The sequence below is a fragment of the Streptomyces sp. NPDC059003 genome, from assembly GCF_042740445.1.
Classification (GTDB): domain Bacteria; phylum Actinomycetota; class Actinomycetes; order Streptomycetales; family Streptomycetaceae; genus Streptomyces.
Genome location: NZ_JBHYJH010000041.1, coordinates 41,188 through 62,359, shown reverse-complemented (window position 1 = coordinate 62,359; position 21,172 = coordinate 41,188). Strand labels below are relative to the sequence as shown.

General features: G+C 73.0%; 5 protein-coding genes and 1 pseudogene. 2 read left to right on the top strand and 4 right to left on the bottom strand.

All coding sequences use genetic code 11. The annotated features are described in order from the left end of the window. Positions 1-123 precede the first annotated feature (123 nt). Together ACFWZ5_RS17280 and ACFWZ5_RS17275 are read left to right on the top strand one after the other, a co-directional pair. The gene (locus ACFWZ5_RS17280) at positions 124-1,101 is read left to right on the top strand and encodes an ATP-binding cassette domain-containing protein (RefSeq protein WP_384789559.1); all 978 of its coding nucleotides are present in this window, start codon (positions 124-126) and stop codon (positions 1,099-1,101) included. Next, complete coding sequence (locus tag ACFWZ5_RS17275) at positions 1,098-1,889, top strand: ABC transporter permease (protein WP_384789485.1); 792 nt, start codon at positions 1,098-1,100, stop codon at positions 1,887-1,889. The genes ACFWZ5_RS17280 and ACFWZ5_RS17275 overlap by 4 nt, the downstream gene beginning before the upstream one ends. A gap of 408 nt (positions 1,890-2,297) precedes the next feature. Here ACFWZ5_RS17275 and ACFWZ5_RS17270 read toward each other — a convergent pair whose 3' ends face one another. The 4 genes and pseudogenes from ACFWZ5_RS17270 to ACFWZ5_RS17255 form a co-directional block, all read right to left on the bottom strand. Next, positions 2,298-5,522 (bottom strand): amino acid adenylation domain-containing protein, encoded by a 3,225-nt coding sequence (locus ACFWZ5_RS17270; RefSeq protein WP_384789488.1) that lies wholly within the window; start codon positions 5,520-5,522, stop codon positions 2,298-2,300. Between the two features lie 186 nt (positions 5,523-5,708). Continuing rightward, positions 5,709-8,828: a type I polyketide synthase gene (locus tag ACFWZ5_RS17265; RefSeq protein ID WP_384789491.1), complete on the bottom strand. Its 3,120-nt coding sequence runs from the start codon at positions 8,826-8,828 to the stop codon at positions 5,709-5,711. Between the two features lies 1 nt (position 8,829). Continuing rightward, positions 8,830-15,441 (bottom strand): type I polyketide synthase, encoded by a 6,612-nt coding sequence (locus tag ACFWZ5_RS17260; protein WP_384890815.1) that lies wholly within the window; start codon positions 15,439-15,441, stop codon positions 8,830-8,832. Positions 15,442-15,450: 9 nt separating this feature from the next. Continuing rightward, positions 15,451-21,003 (bottom strand): annotated as a pseudogene (locus ACFWZ5_RS17255) (SDR family NAD(P)-dependent oxidoreductase); the annotation flags it as partial. Positions 21,004-21,172: the final 169 nt, after the last annotated feature.

Below are 21,172 nucleotides of genomic sequence, written 5' to 3'. Positions count from 1 at the left end.
TCCGCGCCCGCACCCGGCACGGCAACATCGACATCCTCCGCGCCAAGATCTGAACACCCCCGACAAGCCCCGTCCCTGATCCACTTCAGCCTTCGAACGGAGGACCCCATGCCTTCTTCTGTCATGCCCACGTCCAGGCAGGCCGGCGGTCACACGTCACCGATCGCCGTCTCCGCCTCCGGACTGCGCAAGTCGTACGGAGAGAAGACCGTCCTCGACGGCATCGATCTGCACATCCCGACCGGCTCGGTCTTCGCGCTGCTCGGGCCCAACGGTGCCGGCAAGACCACCACCGTCAAGATCCTGTCCACGCTCATCCCCGCCGGCGGCGGAGAGGCCCATGTCGCGGGCCACGACGTCGCCAAGGCGGCGGACGGGGTGCGGGCCGCGATCGGCGTCACCGGGCAGTTCTCCGCCGTCGACGGCCTGATCACCGGCGAGGAGAACATGTGGCTCATGGCGGACCTGCACCACCTGCCCAAGCGCGAGGGACGGCGCGTCGCCGCCGAACTCCTGGAGCGCTTCGACCTGGTGGAGGCCGCGAAGAAGCCCGCCTCCACCTACTCGGGCGGCATGAAGCGCCGCCTCGACATCGCCATGACCCTGGTCGGCAACCCGCGGATCATCTTCCTCGACGAGCCCACCACCGGCCTCGACCCGCGCTCCCGCCACAACATGTGGGGCATCATCCGCGGGCTCGTCTCCGACGGCGTCACCGTCTTCCTCACCACCCAGTACCTGGAGGAGGCCGACGAGCTCGCCGACCGCATCGCCGTGCTCAACGACGGCAAGATCGCCGCCGAGGGCACCGCCGAGGAGCTCAAGCGGCTGATCCCCGGCGGGCACGTACGGCTCCGCTTCTCCGACCCGTCCGCCTACCAGAGCGCCGCGCTCGCGCTGCGCGAGGCGGCCCGGGACGACGAGGCGCTCTCGCTGCAGATCCCCAGTGACGGCAGCCAGCGCGAGCTGCGCTCCATCCTCGACTGGCTGGACTCCGCCGACATCGAGGCGGACGAGCTGACCGTGCACACCCCCGACCTCGACGACGTGTTCTTCGCCCTCACCGGCGGCACCGACAAGCCCAAGGAGGCTGTCCGATGAGCTCCCTGTCCCTCGCCGTGCGCGACTCGTCCACGATGCTGCGCCGCAACCTCCTGCACGCGCGGCGCTATCCGTCCCTCACGCTGAACCTGCTGCTCACGCCGGTGATGCTGCTGCTGCTCTTCGTCTACATCTTCGGCGACACGATGAGCGCGGGCATCGGCGGCGGCGGTGCCGACCGCTCCGACTACATCGCCTTCCTCGTGCCGGGCCTGCTGATGATGACCATCGGCAGCACCACGATCGGCACCGCGGTGTCCGTCTCCAACGACATGTCCGAGGGCATCATCGCCCGCTTCCGCACGATGGCCATCCACCGCGGCTCCGTGCTCATCGGGCACGTCATCGGCAGCGTGCTGCAGGCGATCATGAGCGTGGTCTTCGTCGGCGTCATCGCCGTGGCCATCGGCTTCCGCTCCACGGACGCCACGGCCCTGGAGTGGGTCGCGGCCTTCGGCATGCTCGCGCTGTTCACCATCGCGCTCACCTGGATCGCGGTCGGCATGGGTCTGGTCAGCCCGAACGCGGAGGCGGCCAGCAACAACGCCATGCCGCTGATCTTCCTGCCGCTGATCTCCAGCACCTTCGTGCCGCTCGACGCGATGCCGGGCTGGTTCCAGCCGATCGCCAAGTACCAGCCGTTCACGCCGGCCATCGAGACCGTGCGCGGCCTCCTCGGCGGCAGCGAGATCGGCTACAACGGCTGGCTCGCGGTCGTCTGGTGCGTGGCGCTCACCGCGCTCGGCTACTTCTGGGCGAAGTCGGTCTACAACCGCGAATCGAAGTAACCCAGGACCGGGACGACCGCGCCTCTCCCCCCCTCGCGCGGGACGTCCTGCCCCAGGGCGGCGTACTCCGACACCACGTCGGCGTACGCCGCCCTCTTCGCGTCCCGGAACGGCTTCGGCGGCTTCGGCATCCCCGTAACCGTGTATGATCTTCTACGTAACTCCGGTGCTGCGCACGGGAGTCGCGCGTCTGTGGTCCAAGGAAAGACGCCCATCATCCGATGGGAAATGTAGGTGCAAGGCCTGCCGGGCGCTCCACACAGAAGGCCCCCTCGTTCGCGAGGGGGCCTTCGTCGTGTTCGGGTGCAGGGGCCACCTGGGCACGGGAGCCGCCAAGGGCGGCCGTGGCACGGCGACGCCCCGGTCGGTGAGGCCGACCGGGGCGTCGTGAGGAGAGCGGCGGGGCGCCTACAGGGCCTGGCCGTCCTTCGTCCGCCTGCGCAGGCTCGGCCTGCTGGACTGGGTGAGGTCCTTCCACATGTCCGAAAGACCGGCGATGGTGCGCGCCGCGAACAGCTTGCGGATGGACACCTCCTGCTTCAGCTCCGACCGGATCAGACCGGTGAGCCGGATCGCCCGCAGCGAGTTGCCGCCGAGGTCGAAGAAGTCCTCGTCGATGCCCACCACCCGGTCCAGTTCGAGGACGTCGGCGAACGCCTCGGCCAGGATCCGCTCGGTGCGGTTGCGCGGGGCGCGGTACTTCCCGTCGTCGAACGCGGGCTCCGGCAGCGCCGCCCGGTCCACCCGCCCGCCGGCCGTGACCGGCAGGCGTTCGAGGATCACGAACACCGACGGCACCATGGCCTCCGGCAGGCGCCCGGCGGCGTACCCGCGCAGCTCCTCGCCCGAGAGGTCGGCACGGCCGCCCGCCGGGACCACATAGGCCACGAGGCGCTGCTGACCGGAGTCGTCCTTCCTGACGACCGCGACCGACTGCGCGAGGCCGTCATGCTGCGACAACGCCTCCTCGACGTCGGCCAGTTCGACCCGGAAGCCGCGCACGTCCGCCTGGCTGTCGGCCCGGCCCACGTATTCGAGGAGGCCCTCGTCGTTCCACCGCACCCGGTCGCCGGTCCGGTACATGAGCGCGCCGGCGGGACCGAACGGGCTGGGCACGAACCGCTCCGCGGTCGGCCCCGGCCGGCCGGGGTAGCCGCGGGTCACGCCGGGCCCGGCCACGTACAGCTCGCCGGCCACGCCGACGGGCACCGGGGCGAGGCCCGGGCCGAGGACGTAGAGGACCGTGTTGTCCAGCGGGCGGCCGAGCGCGCCCTCGTGGTGCGCAGGCTCGTCCGCCGCCAGCAGGTGGGAGGCCGCGAACACGGCGGTCTCCGCCGGGCCGTGGGCACTCACGACCGTCACCTCGGGGCAGGCCGCGCGCACGCGCCGTACCGCGGTCGCGGACACGCGGTCGCCGCCGGTCCACACCTCGCGGAACCCGGCGAGGCGCTCGGGGCGCTCCGCGGCGACCGCCGAGAACAGGCCCGCGGGCAGCCACACCGTGGCGGCGTCGTGCGCCGCCCGCAGCTCGGCCAGCTGGTCGACGCTCTGCTCGCCCGCGGGGGCGACGACCACGCGGCCGCCGTTCAGGAGCGGCACCCACAGTTCGAGGGCGAGCGCGTCGGAGGTGTGCGGCGTGTGCCAGAGCACGGTGCCCTTGCCGCCCTCGCTCCAGGGGCGGTTCAGGACGAACCGCTCCATGGTGCGGTGCGTCACGGCGACTCCGGTGGCCGCGCCGTTCGTTCCGGAGCCGTACATCACGGCAAGGAGGCCGTCCCGGTGCGGCGGTTCGGCCGACTCCTGGCCGTCGTCGTCGGCGGTGTCCGACACGAGGTCGTCGAACAGGATCGCCGGGACGTCCAGGTCGACGGAGAGCTCCTTGGCGGTCGCCGCGTCGGTGAGCAGGGCGCGCGCCGAGGCGTCCTTGACCACCGGGGCGATACGGTCCACCGGGAACGCCGGGTCGACCGGCAGGTAGGCCCCGCCCGCCTTCACCACGGCGAGGAGGGCGACGACCAGGTCGACGGAGCGGGGCAGCGCCACCGCCACGACCGTCTCGGGGCCGACCTCCCGGCGGCGCAGCGCCGCGGCGAGGCGGCTGGAGCGCTCGTCGAGTTCCTGGTACGTGACCGTGGTGTCCCCGGACGTCAGCGCGACGGCGTCGGGGTCCTGCTCCGCCTGGCGGGCGAACAGCTCCGGCACGGACAAGCCCGGCAGCGGCACGGCCGTGTCGTTCGGCGCGGTGAGGACCTGGTCCCGCTCCGGACCGTCCACGATGTCGAGGGCGCCGAGCGGCTTCTCGTCGTCGGCCACCACGGCGCGGATGTAGTCGATCAGCTCCGCGCCGATGAAGCGCAGCTCCTCGCGGGAGTAGAGGCCCGCGGGGGCGTCGAGGCGGACGAACAGGTCGCTGTCGGGGCTGCCGTCGGTGCAGATGCCGATCGACAGCTCGTCGAAGACGCCGGTCGTCGCGGGGAAGTAGCGCGCCGGGTGGTCGCCGAAGTGGAGTCGCTCCACGAACTCGACGACGTTCATGACGGTGCCGTAGCTGCCGCGGCCGCTCAGGACGGTGTCGCTCGCGCGCTGGATGTCCGAGTAGTGGCAGGTGGTGTGGCCGAAGATCTCGTACGTCTCGTCGACGACCGCGTCGGCGAGGTCGGCGAAGCTCGTGCTGAGCGGCACCCGCACGCGCACCGGCACCACGTTCACCGCGAGGCCGGGCGTCTTGGCGGCCACGCCGACGCGGTTGCCCACGGCCAGCGAGACCAGGAACTCCGGGTGGTCGCAGCGGTGCCGGAAGTACGCCGACGCGGCCGCGGTCAGCATCGACGACATCCACACGCCCATGCCCTGCGCGGCCTCGGTCCACGTGTCCGCCTCGGCGCGCGGGACGGTCAGCGTGCGGCTCACCATGCCGATGGCGCCGGCCACTTCGGACCAGCGGTCGGCGCTGCTCAGCGGCTCGGCGAGCTCGGCGCGCTGCGCGTCGGACAGGGCGACGTTCGGCACCTGGGCGGGCACGGGCGCGTCCTTCAGGTAGTCGCGCCAGAACTCCGTGTCCTCGGTGAACTTCTCGGAGGCGAGGTACTCCGTCGCCTCGTTCGCGAACGACTCGGCGTCCCACGGGTCCGCGAGCTCCGGCACCTCCGTGCCCCGCACGAGCGCCGTGTACACCTCGGCGAGGCGCCGCGAAAGCAGGCCGCCCGCGCCGAACCCGTCGGATATGAGGTGGTGGTAGCCGAGCACCACGTAGAAGCGGTCCGCGGCGAGCTTGATGACGCCGAGGCGGAACAGCAGGTCCTGCTCCAGGTCGAACGGCTTGCGGACCATGTCGGACAGCCAGTCCCGGGCCGCCTGCTCGGGATCGGCCTCGGCGCTGAGGTCCGTGAGGAACGGCCGCCAGTCCCCCAGTTCCCGGGGTACGAGCCGCAGTCCGCCACTGCCGTCGTCGACGAAGTTGACGCGGAGTACTTCCGCCTCGCCCATCACACGCAGAAACGCGGATTCCATGACCGCCGCGTCCAATTCGCCGTCCACTTCCCACATGGTCAGCGCATGGTTCAGCGTGTCGGGAGTCATTTTCTGCGCCAGCCACAGCCCTTTATGCGCAGCCGACGCACCGAACGAACGCACACAGATCAACCCCTCAAAAACAGGCCCAGGAACCGGAGGAATTCACAAATCACCTCCACCTTCACGGACGTGGATCAGCCGGTCAAGGCAATGAGACGCCGGGCGGGACGAGCCGCGGTCGAGCTTGCGGTGTCCCGCCGGCGGGACGTTCCTACGGGGCGGAAAGGCGCCCCGTACTCCGTGCGATCACTTCGGATCGCCCTTGGGGAGCAAGGACAGGATGTGCGCGGCGACCAGCTTCGGCGAGGGGTGCTTGAGCACCAGGTTCGCCCTCAGCTTGAGTCCGGTCGACGCGGCGAGGCGCTTGCTCAGCTCCACCGAGAGCAGCGAGTCGAAGCCGATGTCCTTGAACTCCCGGTCGGCGCTGATGGCTTCGCTCGACGTGTGTCCGAGCACGACCGCGGCCTTCGCGAGGACGTGGTCGAGGACGGCCGCCTCCGCCTCGGCCTCGGGGAGCGCGGCGATCCGCTCCGGGAGCGGGACGGCGGTGTCGTCCTCCGCCGGCTGCTCGGCCGCGGGCGCCTCGGCCCCCACCGCGGTCTGCGCGGAGTTCAGCCAGAACCGCTGCCGGTGGAACGCGTACGTCGGCAGGTCCACCCGCGGACGGACGCCGAACAGGGCGTCCCAGTCCACGGACCCGCCCTGGACGTGCAGTTGGGAGAGCGAGCCGACCACGGCCTCCACCTCGCCGCGGTCCCGGCGGGACGACGACAGGACGAGCGCGTCGTCCACGTCCTCGACGATCTCCTGCACCGGGACGGTCAGGACGGGGTGCGGGCTCATTTCGATGAAGACCCGGAATCCGTCGTCGACAGAACGCTTGACGGAGGATTCAAAGCGGACCTGCTCGCGCAGATTGTTGTACCAGTATTCGCCGTTCAGTTCCGCGGTGTCCGTCGTCTTCCCGTACAGGGTCGAGTAGAAGGGCAGCGCCGACGATTTCGGGCTGAGGTCGGAGAGCGGTTCGATGACCTGGTCGCGGACCCGGGCGACCTGGTGGGAATGGGACGCGTAATCCACCTTGATACGTCGGGCCTGTGCGCCCTCGGCCTTCATCTTCTCGACGAATTCGTCGAGCGCGTCCGGCTCTCCGGACACCACGACGGAGCGGGGTCCGTTGACCACGGCGATGCTCACCCGGTCCTCCCACGGGGCGAGGCGCTCGGCCACGACGTCCGCGGACTCCACGACCGACGCCATGCCGCCGTGCCCGATCAGGTCGATCAGGGCCTTGCTGCGCAGCGCCACGACCTTGGCGGCGTCGCGCAGCGAGAGCGCGCCGCAGACGTAGGCGGCGGCGATCTCGCCCTGGCTGTGGCCCACCACCGCGGCGGGCTCCACGCCCCAGGACCGCCACAGGGCGGCCAGGGACACCATCACCGAGAACAGCGCCGGCTGGACCACGTCGACCCGGTCCAGGGTCGGCGCCCCCTCCACCCCGCGCACCACGTCGAGGAGCGACCAGTCGACCCACTCGGACAGCGCGTCCGCGCATGCGTCGAGGCTCCGCGCGAACACGGGGAAGGTGTCGTACAGCTCCCGGCCCATGCCGACCCACTGCGAGCCCTGGCCCGGGAACATGAAGACCGTGCCGCCGAGGTTCTGCGCGGCGCCGCGCACCACCGCGGCGGACTCCGCGCCGTCGGCGAGCGACGCGAGGCCGCTGAGGAGTTCGTCCCGGTCGCGGCCGAGGACCACCGCGCGGTGCTCGAACCGCGTCCGGCTGTTCAGCAGCGACCTGCCGATGCCGGCGACGTCCGCGGCCGGGTCGGCGGCGACGAAGTCGCGCAGCTTGCCCGCCTGGCGTTCCACGGCCGCCGCGCTCTTGCCCGACACCGCCCACGGCACGAGGCCGCCGACGACGCCCGTGGCCGGGCCCGGCTCGTCCGCCCGCTCCAGCGGCGGCTCCTCCTCAAGGATCACGTGCGCGTTGGTGCCGCTGACGCCGAACGACGAGACGCCGACCCGCCGCGGCGCGTCCGCGCGGGTCCACTCCCGCCCTTCGACGAGGAGTTCGACCGCGCCGGACGACCAGTCCACGTGCCGCGACGGCGTGTCCACGTGCAGGGTCTTCGGCAGGTAGTCGTGGCGCATCGCCATGATCATCTTGATGATGCCGCCGACGCCGGCGGCCGCCTGCGCGTGGCCGATGTTCGACTTGAACGACCCCAGCCAGAGCGGCCTGCCCTCGGCCCGGTCCCGCCCGTAGGTGGCGAGGAGCGCGCCCGCCTCGATCGGGTCGCCGAGGACGGTGCCGGTGCCGTGGGCCTCGACCGCGTCCACCTCGGACGCGGCGACGCCCGCGTTGGCCAGGGCCTGCTCGATCACCTTCTCCTGGGCGCGGCCGTTGGGCGCGGTCAGGCCGTTGCTCGCCCCGTCCTGGTTCACCGCGGTGCCGCGGATGACGGCGAGCACCTGGTGGCCGTTGCGGCGGGCGTCGGAGAGCCGCTCCAGGAGCAGCACGCCCGCGCCCTCGGCCCAGCCGGTCCCGTCCGCGCCGTCCGCGAAGGACTTGCACCGGCCGTCGGCCGACAGGCCCGCCTGCCGGGAGAACTCCACGAAGATCGCGGGCGTCGACATCACCAGGGCGCCGCCCGCCAGGGCGAGCGAGCACTCCCCCGCGCGCAGCGACTGCACGGCCAGGTGCAGCGCCACGAGCGACGAGGAGCAGGCCGTGTCCACCGACAGGGTCGGACCGGTGAGCCCGAGCTCGTACGCCACCCGGCCGGAGGCGACGCTCAGCGCGCTCCCGTGCATCAGGTAGCCCTCGAGGTCGTTGTTGCTGCCTTCGAGGAAGCGCCAGCCGTACTCGGTCGAGCTGACCCCGGTGAAGACGCCGACGTCGGTCCCGCGCACGCTCGCAGGCACGATGCCCGCCCGCTCGAAGGCCTCCCACGACGTCTGCAGCAGCAGCCGCTGCTGCGGGTCGATCGCCAGGGCCTCGCGCGGGCTGATCCCGAAGAACTCGGCGTCGAACTCGGCGACGTCCTTCAGGAAGCCGCCGTGGCGCACGTACGAGCTGCCGCGGGTGTCGGGGTCCGGGTCGTACACGTCCCGCCACCCGCGGTCCGCCGGGAACTCGTCCACGGCGTCCACGCCGTCGCGGACCATGGTCCACAGGTCCTCGGGCGAGGCCACGCCGCCCGGGTAGCGGCACGCCATGGAGACCACGGCGATCGGCTCGACCCGGCCGGCCTTGAGGGCGTCGTTCTCCTGCCGGAGGCGGTCACGCTCCTCCAGGAGTGTGCGGAGCGCCCGTTGGACCCGGTCCGCGCCGTCCGCTGTGCGATCCGCGGAGTTGTTCATGTCACTTACCCTTCTCATCAAGAACCAGGTCGACCAGTGCGTCCAGGTCCAGGTCCGCCAGTTCGTCCGCGCCGGTGTCCGCGTCCGCCGCCTGCCCGTCGGCGTTCGCCGCGGCCGGTTCGGCGCACTCCAGGACCAGGTCGAGGACGCCCGCGCTGCGCAGCTTCTCGATCGATACGGTCGCCAGCGCCTCGCGGATCCGCGCGTCCTCGTCCGGGCTCGTCCGCGGTTCCGGGCGGAGCTGGCCGTAGATGTGGGCGCCGAGCTCCCGCGGTGTCGGGTAGCTGAAGACGAGCGTGGACGGCAGGCGCAGGCCGGTGCCGGACGCCAGGCGGTTGCAGAGTTCGACCGACGTCAGCGAGTCGAACCCGAGGTGCGTGAACGCCTGGTCCCCTTCGACGGCCGCGCTGGACGCGTGTCCGAGGACGACGGCGGCCTGTTCGCGGACCCAGTCGACGACGGCCGTCTCGCCCTCGCCCTGCGAGAGGGTGGCGAGGCGCGCGGTCAGGCCGAGGGAGCCGCTGTCCTTGGCCGCGCTCGGCCGGTTCTGGCGCGCACGGCCGCTGTCGACGAGGCCGCGCAGGAGCAGCGGCAGTTCGTCGGCGCTCTTCTTCCGCAGCGCCGGGACGTCGAGCCGGGCCGGGATCAGGACCGGCTTGTCCATCGCCTGCGCCGCGTCGAACAGGGCGAGGGCCTCGGGCGTCGCCATCGGGGCGATGCCCTGGCGCCGGACCCGGGCGAGGTCGGCCTCGTCCAGGTCACCGGTCATGCCGCTGCTCTCGCCCCACCAGCCCCAGCACAGCGAGGTGCCGACCAGGCCGGACGCCCGGCGCTGCGCCGCGAGCCCGTCGAGGAACGTGTTCGCCGCGGCGTAGTTGGCCTGGCCTCCGGTGCCCAGCGTGCCCGCGAAGGCGGAGAACAGGACGAACGCCGACAGGTTGTGGTCCCGGGTCAGCTCGTGCAGGTTGAGCGCGCCGCCGGCCTTGGCGCCGAGGACGCGGTCGAAGCTGTCCGCGGTCAGCGCCTCGACGGTGCCGTCCGCGAGGACGCCCGCCGCGTGCACGACCGCCGTCAGCGGGTACGCGGGCGGCATGCCGGCGAGCAGCTTCGCCACGGCGTCGCGGTCGGCGACATCGCACTCGGCGACGCTGACGAGCGCGCCCGCCTCCTCCAGGTCGGCGACCAGCTCGCCGGCCCCGTCGGCCGCGAGGCCCCGGCGGCTGGCGAGGACCAGGCTCCGCACTCCGTGCTCGGCGACGAGGTGCCGCGCCACCAGGGCGCCCACGCCGCCGGTGCCGCCGGTGACGAGCACGGTGCCGCCGCCGAAGCCGCTGCCCATGTCGAAGATGATCTTTCCGACGTGGCGGCCCTGGCTCATCTCGCGGAACGCCTTGCGCGCGTCGCGGATGTTCCAGACGGCGATCGGGCTGAACTGCACCCGCCCGTCGACGAACAGCTCCATGACGGCCTGGAACATCTCGCGGAACGCGTCCGGGCCCGCCTCGTAGAGGTCGAAGGCCTCGTACACGACTCCGGGGTGGTCGGCCGCCACCTGCTGGGGGTCGCGGATGTCCGTCTTGCCCATCTCGACGAAGTCGCCGCCCTCGGGGAGCAGCGTCAGTGAGGCGTCGACGAACTTGTGCGCGAGCGAGTTCAGTACGACGTCCACGCCGCGGCCGCCCGTAGCGGCCAGGAACGCGTCCGCGAACTCCAGGTCGCGCGACGACGCGAGGTGCGCGTCGTCGATGCCGAGGGCGCGCAGCGTGGGCCACTTGGCGGGGCTCGCGGTCGCGTAGATCTCGGCGCCGACGTGCTTGGCCAGCTGGACAGCCGCCATGCCCACGCCGCCCGCGGCGGCGTGGATGAGGACCCGCTGGCCCTTCTTCAGGTTCGCCACCCGGAACAGGCCGTAGTACGCGGTGAGGAAGGCGCCCGGCACGGACGCCGCCTCGGTGTAGGTCCAGCCCTCGGGGACGGGCATGAGGAGGCGGTGGTCCGCCACGGCCACGCGGCCGAAGGCGCCGGTGAAGATGCCCATCACGCGGTCGCCCGGGGCGAGTCCTGTGACGTCGTCCGCCACCTCGATGACGGTGCCCGCGCCCTCGCTGCCGATCCCGTCGTCGATGGCCGTGCGGTCCACCAGGCCCAGGGCCATCGTGACGTCACGGAAGTTGAGTCCCGCGGCGTGCACGGCGATGCGCACCTGTCCGCTCGCGAGGGGCTCCTCCACCTCGGGGCAGGGCACCCACGTCAGGTTCTCCAGCGTGCCCTTGCTCGGGATGCCGAGCCGGTGGGCGCCGGCCGCGGGCGGCTCGATCTGCTGGTGCGCGGACGAGGCCGCCGTCATGCGCGGTACGACGTACGCGCCGCCGCGCAGGGCCAGCTGGTCCTCGTCGAGGGCGAGGGCGTCCGGGACGCGGGCCCAGGACTCGTCCTCGTCGTCGATGTCCACCAGGCGGAACCGGCCGGGGTGCTCGGTCTGGGCGGACCGGACCAGGCCCCACACGGACGCGCCGGGGAGGCTCTCGACCCGCTCCCCGCCACCGGTGTCGAAGGCCAGGCGGGTGAGCACCACCAGCGTGGACCCGGCGAGCCGCTCCTCGGCGAGGAACCGCTGGACCAGGCCGAGCACCTGCGTGTCCGTACCGCGGACAGCGGCAAGCAGATCGGTGTCGGTGCCGCCGGTGTCCGTGCGGCCGGTGTCGGTGCCGCCGGTGACGAGATCGTCCAGGCAGAGGACGACGTGCTGGGGCACGTCACCCGCGAGGACGTCGTCGAGGGACGTGTGGAGCACGGCACTCCCGGCGCCCGCCCCGGCGAGGCGGGCGGCCAGGCCGTCCTTCGCGCCGAGCACGCCCCACGGCCCGCGGTGGCTCTCCCGCTCGCCGTCCTGGAGCGGCTTCCACTCCAGCTCGTACAGCGACCGCTCCTGTCCGCCGCGCACCGAGCGCACCTGCTCGGCGGTGGCGGGCCGCATCGTCAGCGCGCCGACGTGAGCGATCTTCCGGCCGTGCTCGTCGGCGACCACCACGGACACGACGCCCTCACCGGCCGGGATGATCCGGATCTTCACGGTCCGGCCGCAGGCGCCGGTCCGCTCGACGCCGGACCACGAGAACGGCATCCAGCCCCGGTCGCCGGTGACCTCGATGACGCCGCCCGCCACCATCGCGTGCAGCACGGAGTCCATCAGCGCCGGGTGCAGGGCGAACGCGCCGTCGGCCGGGCCGTCGGCCTCCGCGGGCAGCGTGGACGTGGCGAAGAGGTCGTCGCCGCGCTTCCACACCTCGCGCAGCCCGCGGAACGTCGGGCCGTAGTCGAAGCCCGCGTCCGCGAAGGTGTCGTACAGGGCGTCGATGTCGACCCTGCTCGCCCCGGCCGGCGGCCAGGCGGCGAGGGAGCGCGCGTCATCGGCCCAGGTGGCCGTCGGCGCCGTGCCGGGCGTCAGGGTGCCCGCCGCGTGCCGCGTCCAGCCGCCGACCGCCCGCTCGTCGTCGCCGCCGCCGGGACGCGAGTACACGTCCAGGGAGCGGCGCCCCGCCTCGTCCGCCGCGCCGACGACGACGCGCACCTGCACGTCGCCCGACTCGGGCAGGATCAGGGGGACTTCCAGGGAGAGTTCCTCGATCGCCGCGCACCCGACGTGGTCGCCCACCGAGAGCGCCAGGTCCATGTAGGCGGTCGCCGGTACGACGACCGCGCCGAACACGGCGTGGTCGGCCAGCCAGTCGTGGGTCCGCAGGGACCACAGGTCGGTGAAGACCACCTCGTCGGTGCCGGGGTGGTCGAGGACGGCGCCGAGGAGCGGGTGCTCCGGGGCCGCGAGACCGGCCGACGCCACGTCCGCCGTGCCCATCCCGGCCAGGAAGTCCAGCCAGTACCGCTGCCGCTGGAACGCGTACGTCGGCAGGTCCACGGACCGCCGCGCCCCGATCAGGGCGCCGAAGTCCACGGCCCCGCCCCGGACGTGGAGCTGGGCGAGCGCGCCGAGCAGCGTGTCCACGGCACCGCGGTTGCGCCGCGACGACGACAGGACGACCGCGTCGTCCACGCCCACGGCGGCGAAGGCCTCCTTGGTGATGCTCGTGAGCGTCCCGCCGGGACCCACTTCGAGGAAGACGTGCGCGCCGGCCGCGCGGGCGGACTCCACCGCGTCGTAGAAGCGCACGGGCTCGCGGACGTGGTCCACCCAGTGCGCGACGGACGTCAGTTCGGCGAGGGTTGCTTCGCGGCCGAGCCGGGTCGAGACGATCGGGATCGCGAGCTCGCCCTGGGGGAGCTCGCCGATCGCCGCCGCGAACTCCGCCAGGATCGGCTCCATGAGCGGGGAGTGGAACGCGTGGCCGACCTCGAGCAGCTTCGCCGACGTGCCGGCATCGACGAGCCGGTCGCGGAGCGCGTGGACCTGCTCGCGCAGGCCCGAGAGCGTCACGGACTCGGGGCCGTTGACGGCGGCGACGCCGACGCGGTCGTACTCGGCGAGGAGATCGCTCAGCTCGGCTTCCGACGCGCGGACGGCCAGCATCGCGCCCTGCTCCTTGACCGTCTGCATGAGACGGCCGCGGGCGGCCACCAGCCGGGTCGCGGCGTCCAGGTCGAGGACGCCGGACACGTGCGCGGCGGCGATCTCGCCGACGGAGTGGCCGACCAGGTGGTTCGGCTGCGGGCAGTACTGCTCCAGGAGCCGGTAGCGGCTGACCTGGAGGGTGAACAGCGCCGGCTGGGCGATGTCCGTGCGCTCGGGGTCCCCGGGCTCGTCGGAGAGCAGCAGGGACTTCAGCGAGAAGGGCAGGTGCGCGTCGAAGCGCTCACAGATCTCGTCCAGGCTCCGCGCGAAGACGGGGAAGGTGTCGTACAACTCCCGTGCCGCACCGGCCCACTGCGTGCCCTGCCCCGGGAACATGAAGACCGTGCCGCCAAGGTTCCCGGCGACGCCGCGCACCACGTGGGCGGTCTCCGCGCCGTCGCTCAGCGTCGCGAGGCCGCTCAGGAGCTCGTCGCGGCTGCGGCCGAGGACCACCGCGCGGTGTTCGAGGAGCGCCCGGTCCGACACCAGCGACCCGGCCACGTCGGCGATGTCCAGGTCCGCGTCGGCGGTGGCGAAGAGGCGGAGCTTCTCCGCCTGCGCCCGCAGCGCGCTCTCGGACCGGGCCGACACGACCCACGGGACGAGGCCGCCGACGACGCCCTGCGCCTGCTCGGCGGTGTCGTCCGCCTCCGGCTCGGGCGCCTCCTCCAGGATCACGTGCGCGTTGGTGCCGCTGGCCCCGAAGGCGGACACGCCCGCACGCCGGGGCCGGCCCGGTGTGCTCGGCCAGTCCCGCGCCTCGGTCAGCAGCTCCACGGCCCCGGCCGTCCAGTCCACGTGCGTCGACGGGCGGTCGACGTGCAGCGTCTTGGGCATCGTGCCGTGCCGCATCGCCATGAGCATCTTGATGATGCCGCCGACGCCCGCGGCGGCCTGCGCGTGGCCGACGTTCGACTTGAACGAGCCGAGCCACAGGGGCTTGTCGGCCTCGCGGTCCTGCCCGTACGTGGCGAGCACCGCCTGGGCCTCGATCGGGTCGCCCAGGGTCGTGCCGGTGCCGTGGGCCTCCATCACGTCCACGTCGCTCGCCTGGACGCGGGAGTTCGCGAGCGCCGCCCGGATCACCCGCTGCTGCGAGGGGCCGTTGGGCGCGGTCAGGCCGTTGGACGCACCGTCCTGGTTGATCGCCGAGCCGCGGATCACGCCCCAGATGCGGCGGCCGTTGCGGCGCGCGTCCGAGAGCCGCTCAAGGACCAGGACGCCGACGCCCTCGGAGAAGCCGGTGCCGTCCGCCGCGTCGGCGAACGCCTTGCACCGGCCGTCCTCCGCCAGGCCCCGGTTCCGCGACATCTCGCGGATCACCTGCGTGGTGCCCATGACGGTGACGCCGCCTGCCAGGGCGAGGGAGCTCTCGCCCGTACGCAGCGACTGCACCGCCTGGTGGATCGCCACCAGCGACGAGGAGCACGCGGTGTCGGTCGACAGCGCCGGGCCCTCCAGGCCGAGGGCGTACGAGACGCGGCCGGACGCGATGCTCAGCAGGGCGCCGGTCTGCCCGTAGCCCGAGATGGCCTCGGGGGTGTAGTGGAAGTTGCCGTACCCGAAGTACGCGAGGCCCGCGAAGACGCCGGTGTCGCTGCCGCGCAGGGTGTGCGGGTCGATGCCGGCGCGCTCCAGGGACTCCCAGGAGGTCTCCAGGAGCAGCCGGTGCTGCGGGTCGGCGGCGAGCGCCTCGCGCGGGTTGATGCCGAAGAACTCGGCGTCGAAGTCACCGGCGTCGTGCAGGAATCCGCCGTAGCGCGAGTAGCTGCTGTTCGGCCGGTCCGGGTCCGGGTCGAAGAGGGTGTCCAGGTTCCAGTGGCGGTCGTCCGGGAACTCCGACACGGCGTCCCCGCCCGTCCGCACCAGGTCCCACAGCTCCTCCGGGGTGGCCACGCCACCCGGGTAGCGGCAGGCGACACCCACGATCGCGATGGGTTCGGCGGCGGCCTCGGTCACTTCGTTCAGGCGCTTGCGTGTCTCGATCAGCTCGATCGACGTCCGCTTGAGGTAGTCGAGAACCTCGGCGTTGTTGTCGTTTGTCATCGCTCTCCCCTAGCCGAGCTCTTTGTCCAGCAGCGAGAGAAGCTCTCCAGCTGATGCCGAACTGATCCGGTCGGCGATGCCGGCCGGTGATCCATCGCCCACCATCGAACGGACGCGGCCCTGCAACTCGCCGAGCAGCGTGGAGATGGTGGCCTTCTCCTGGTCGGCGAGTTCGAGGAACGCGTCCTCGAGGCGGGCGCCGAGCCCTTCGATCTCCTTGGCCAGGAGGTCGGCCGCGGACTCCGGTTCAGCGCCGGAGCCGGGGTTGATGCTCTCGTTCAGGAACTGCGCGATGGTGCCCGGGTTCGGGTAGTCGAACGCGAGCGTGGCGGGCAGCTTCAGGCCCGTCACCTCCGCCAGCTTGTTCCGCAGCTCCAGTGCCGTGAGCGAGTCGATCCCCAGGTCCTTGAACGCCGTGGCGGGGCCGACGCGGCTGGCGTCGGCGTGGCCGAGGACGAGCGCGGTCTGCGCCCGCACGGCGTCGAGCAGCGCCGCCTCCGCGTCGGCCTTCGGCAGCGACCTGACGCGCTGGGCGAGGCCGACCTCGGCGGCCGCCGGGCTCTCCGGGCCGCCGGGTCCGGCGGGCGCCGCGACCAGGCCGCGCAGGAGCGGCGAGCCCGCCTGGCTGCCCGCGCCCTTCGCGGCGAGCGCCGCGAGGTTCAGGCGCACCGGCACCAGGACCGGCTCGTCCCGCGCGATCGCCGCGTCGAAGAGCGCCAGCCCCTCGTGCGACGCCATCGGCTGCACGCCCTGCCGCTGCAGGCGCACGATGTCCATCTCACCGAGGTCGGCGCCCAGTTCGCTGCGCTCGGCCCAGTAGCCCCAGGCCAGCGCGCTGGCGGCGAGACCCTCGGCGTGGCGGGCCTCCGCGAGGCCGTTGAGGAACGCGTTGGCCGCCGCGTAGTTGGCCTGTCCCGGCGTCCCGAGCACGCTCGTGACCGAGGAGTACAGGACGAACGCGGACAGGTTCAGGTGCTTGGTGAGCTCGTGCAGGTGCCAGGCGCCGTGCGTCTTGGGCGCGAGCACCGCGTTCACGCGCTCCTCGGTCAGCGCCTCCACGACACCGTCGTCCAGCGCGGCCGCGCAGTGGATCACCGCGGTCAGCGGGTGCTCGGCCGGGACCGCGGCGATCAGTGCGGCGACGGACTCGCGGTCCGTGACGTCGCTCGCCACGACCTCGACCCGCGCCCCGGCCGCGGCCAGCTCCTCGCGCAGTCCGGCCGCGGCCGGTGCCGCGGGGCCGCGCCTGCTGGTCAGGAGCAGGTGGCGGACGCCGTGCCGCTCCACGAGGTGCCGGGCGAGCATCGCGCCCAGACCGCTGGTGCCGCCCGTGATCAGCACGGTGCCGGACCCCAGGGCGGAGTCGTCCCGCGCGGCGGACGTGCCGTGCGCGCGGGCGAGCTGGGGGGTGGTCACGGCGCCCGCGCGGATCTTGAGCTGGGCCTCTCCGGTCTCGGCGACCGCCGGGACGCACGCCCACGAGTCGGGGTGGTCGTCCGTGTCGACGAGCGTGAACCGGCCCGGGTTCTCGGTCTGCGCGGTGCGGATGAAGCCCCAGATCGCGGCCGCCGCCGGGTCGGTGTGGGTCACCTGGTCGTCCTGGATCGCCTCGCGGGTCACGATGACCAGGCGGGAGTCGGCGAACCGGTCGTTGGAGAGCCAGTCCTGCGTCCACCGCAGCACGCGGTGGAGGTTGCGCTCGACGGCGGTGGGCGTGTCGTCGCCGTCCGCGCCCGCGCGGTCGATGCCGGCGATGACGACGGGGGGTATCACCCCACCGGCGGCGGCGAGTTCCTCAAGTCCGAAGAAGACCGCCTCGCCCTGTCCCAGGGACGCGGTGACCGCGTCGGGCGCCCCGAGGACCGCGTGCTGCCCGGTGACGTCACCGGGCGACACCGCGAGGGGCACCCAGTCCACCTGGAACAGCGAGTCCTGGTGGTCGAAGCTCAGGTCGGTCAGCTTCTCGATGTCCGCGGGGCGCAGGCTCAGCGACGCGACGCCGCCGACGGGTGCGCCGCTGTGGTCCGCGAGGGCCACGGACAGCGTGTTCTCGCCCGCGGGCGTGAGCCGGACGCGCAGCGCGGTCGGCTCGGCGGAGTGCACCCGGATGCCGGTGAAGCGGTACGGCAGCCAGCCCTCGGGCCGGGAGTTGTCGACGATCGCGCCGAGGCCCACCGGGAGCAGCGCGGTGTGGAGCAGCGCCGGGTGGACGCGGAAGCGGCCCTGGTCCGTGCCGTCGGGCGCGGGCAGCTCCACCTCCGCGAACAGGGTGTCGTCGCGGCGCCACACGTTCTTCAGGCCGCGGAACAGCGGGCCGTGGCTGATGCCGAGGGCGGAGAGGCGGGCGTACTCGTCCGCGAAGGGCACCTCGACCGCGCCCGCGGGGGGCCAGGCGGCGAGGTCGTCCTCGGCCTGGACGGCGCCGGTGCCGGACCCGACGACGCCGACGGCGTTGCGCGTCCACTCGGTGTCGCCCTCGCCCCGCGAGTGCACGCTGAGCACGCGCTTGCCGTCGACGACGACGCGGACCTCGCGGTCGGCCGTGCGGGAGAGCACCAGCGGCGTCTCCAGGGTGAGTTCGTCGACGACGTCGCACCCGGCCTTGCGCGCCGCCCACACCGCGAGCTCCATCAGGACCGTGCCGGGCACCACGGCGGCGCCGTGGACCACGTGGTCGGCGAGCCACGGGTGGCGCCGCGGCGACAGGCGTCCGCTGCCCACGACGCCGCCGCGCTCCCCGTCGTCGGGCAGGTCGATCACGGCGTCGAGCAGCGGGTGGTCGGACGTGCTGACGGTGGTGGTCTCGTTGGGGGTGTCCAGCCAGTAGCGCTGCCGCTGGAAGGCGTACGTGGGCAGCTCGACCCAGCGGCCCTCCTCGCCCGGGAACGCCGCGTCCCACTTGACCGCGACGCCCGCCGTGAAGGCCTCGGCCGCCGACCGGTAGAGGCGCGCGAGCCCGCCGTTGCCGCGGCGCAGCGAGCCCACGACGACGCTTGCGGCGCCGGGGGTGCTGTCGAGCATCTCCTGGATGTTGACCGTGAGCAGCGGGTGCGGGCTCGCCTCGATGAACGCGCCGTGCCGGTGCTCCAGGAGGCTCTTCATGGTGGCCTCGAACTGGACCGGCTCCCGCATGTTGCGGAACCAGTAGGCCTCGTCGAGCTCCGCGGTGTCGAGCCGGCCGCCGGTCACCGTCGAGTAGAACGCCACCGACGAGGGCGTGGGCGTGATCCGGCCGAGGCCGGCCAGGAGCTGGTCCTTGAACTGGTCCATCAGCGGCGAGTGTCCGGGGACGCTCGCCGGGATCCAGCGCGCGCGGACGCCCTGGTCCTCGCAGTGCGCGACCAGTTCCTTGACGGCCACGGCCTCGCCCGAGACGGTCGTCGAGTACGGGCCGTTGACCGCGGCGACCGCGACCTTGGCCGCCCACGGGCCGAGGAGTTCGCGCACGCGGTCCGCGGGCGCGACGATCCCGGCCATGCCGCCGTCCTGGGTGGCCGTGGCGAGGAGGCGGGACCGCAGGGCCACGATCTTGGCGGCGTCCTGGAGCGTCAGGGCACCGGCGGCGCAGGCCGCGGCGATCTCGCCCTGGGAGTGGCCGATCACGGCGTCGGGCGTCACGCCGAGCGCGCGCCACACCTGCGCGAGGGAGACCATCACCGCGAACAGGACGGGCTGGACGACGTCGATCCGGTCCAGGTCGGCCGCTTCGGGGCCGCCGCAGACGGTGTCGATCAACGACCAGTCCACGTGCGGTTCCAGGGCCTCGGCGCACGCGCGCATCCGCTCGGCGAAGACCGGGGACGACTCCATCAGCTCCCGGCCCATGCCGACCCACTGGCAGCCCTGGCCCGGGAACACGAACACCGTCTTGCCCAGGGGCTTCGCGACGCCGGAGACCACGCCGACGGGGTGCCGCTCGCCGTCGGCGATGGCGGTGAGGCCCGCGAGCAGCTCGTCGCGGTCCGCGCCGATCACCACCTGGCGGTGCTCGAACAGCGAGCGCGTCGTCACCAGCGAGTGGCCCACCCCGGCGGCCGACGCCTGCGCGTCCGCGGCCACGCTGTCCCGCAGCCGCAGGACCTGCTCCCGCAGCGCCTCCGCGGACCGCGCCGAAAGGACCCACGGGACCGTGCCGGGGACGCCGGTGGTCAGGTGACCGGTGGTGGCGTCCGCGGCCGGACGCGCCTCGGCGTCCTGCGTGGCCTCCGCCGGCTCGGGTGCCTCTTCGAGGATGAGGTGCGCGTTCGTGCCGCTGACGCCGAAGGACGAGATGCCCGCGCGCCGGGGGCGCCCCGGCGTCCGTATCCAGTCCCGGGCCTCGGTGAGGAGCTCCACCGCTCCCGCCGACCAGTCGACGTGCGGGGTCGGGCGCTCCACGTGCAGGGTCTTGGGCAGCACCTCGTTGCGCAGGGCCATGATCATCTTGATCATGCCGCCGACGCCCGCGGCCGCCTGCGTGTGGCCGATGTTCGACTTCAGCGAGCCCAGCCACAGCGGGTTCTCGGGGGCCCGCTCCTGCCCGTACGTGGCGAGGAGCGCCTCCGCCTCGATGGGGTCGCCCAGCTTGGTGCCGGTGCCGTGCGCCTCCACGGCGTCCACCTCGTCGAGCTGGAGCCCGGCGTCGGCGACGGCGGCCCGGATGACCCGCTGCTGCGCCAGTTCGCTCGGCGCGGTCAGGCCGTTGGAGGCCCCGTCCTGGTTGATGGCGGAGCCGCGGATGACCGCGAGGATGCGGCGTCCGTTGCGCCGCGCGTCCGAGAGCCGCTCCAGGACCAGGACGCCCGCGCCCTCGCCCCAGCCGGTGCCGTCGGCCGCCTCGGAGAACGACTTGCACCGCCCGTCGGCCGCGAGACCCCGCTGCCGTGCGACCTCGACGAACATCCCGGGGGACGGCATCGCCGACACCCCGCCGGCCAGCGCCAGGGTGCACTCCCCGGCACGCAGGGACCGCGCGGCCTGGTGGACGGCGACGAGGGACGCCGAACAGGCGGTGTCCACCGACACCGCGGGGCCCTCGAGACCCAGGACGTACGCGACGCGGCCCGAGGCCACGCTGGTGTACGTCCCCGTGATCCCGAAGCCCTCCACGGGTCCGGCCGCGCCGAGGCCCATCCGGGGGCCGTAGTCCATCGCGTAGATGCCGGTGAACACGCCGGTCTGCGAGCCCCGCAGCGCGGCCGGGTCGATGCCCGCGCGCTCCAGCGCCTCCCAGGTCGTCTCCAGCATCAGCCGCTGCTGCGGGTCCATCGACAGGGCCTCGCGCGGGCTGATGCCGAAGAACGGCGCGTCGAACTCCGCGAGGTCCGGCAGGAATCCGCCGGAGCGCGTGTAGGTCTTCCCGCGCGCCTCGGGGTCGGGGTCGTAGAGCGACTCCACGTCCCATCCGCGGTCCTGGGGGAAGTCGCCCATCGCGTCCACACCGCCGGACACCACGTCCCACAGCGCTTCGGGGGACGTCACCCCTCCCGGGAAGCGGCACCCCGCACCCACGACCGCGATGGGTTCGTGAGCGGACTCCTCCAGCTCACGCACCCGCTCGCGCAGCGACTGCGCGTCGCCGACGGCGCGTCGCAAGTAGGAACGGAGCTTGTCGACATCCTCCACCAGGGCCTCCCCCAACGGTTACTCACTTAGACGAACAGGTGGTGCTTGACGTACAGGTGGTGCACACGGGTCCGCGCCGGTGGTGCACGCGGATCCGTGCGGGTGGTGCACGCGGATCCGTGCGGGT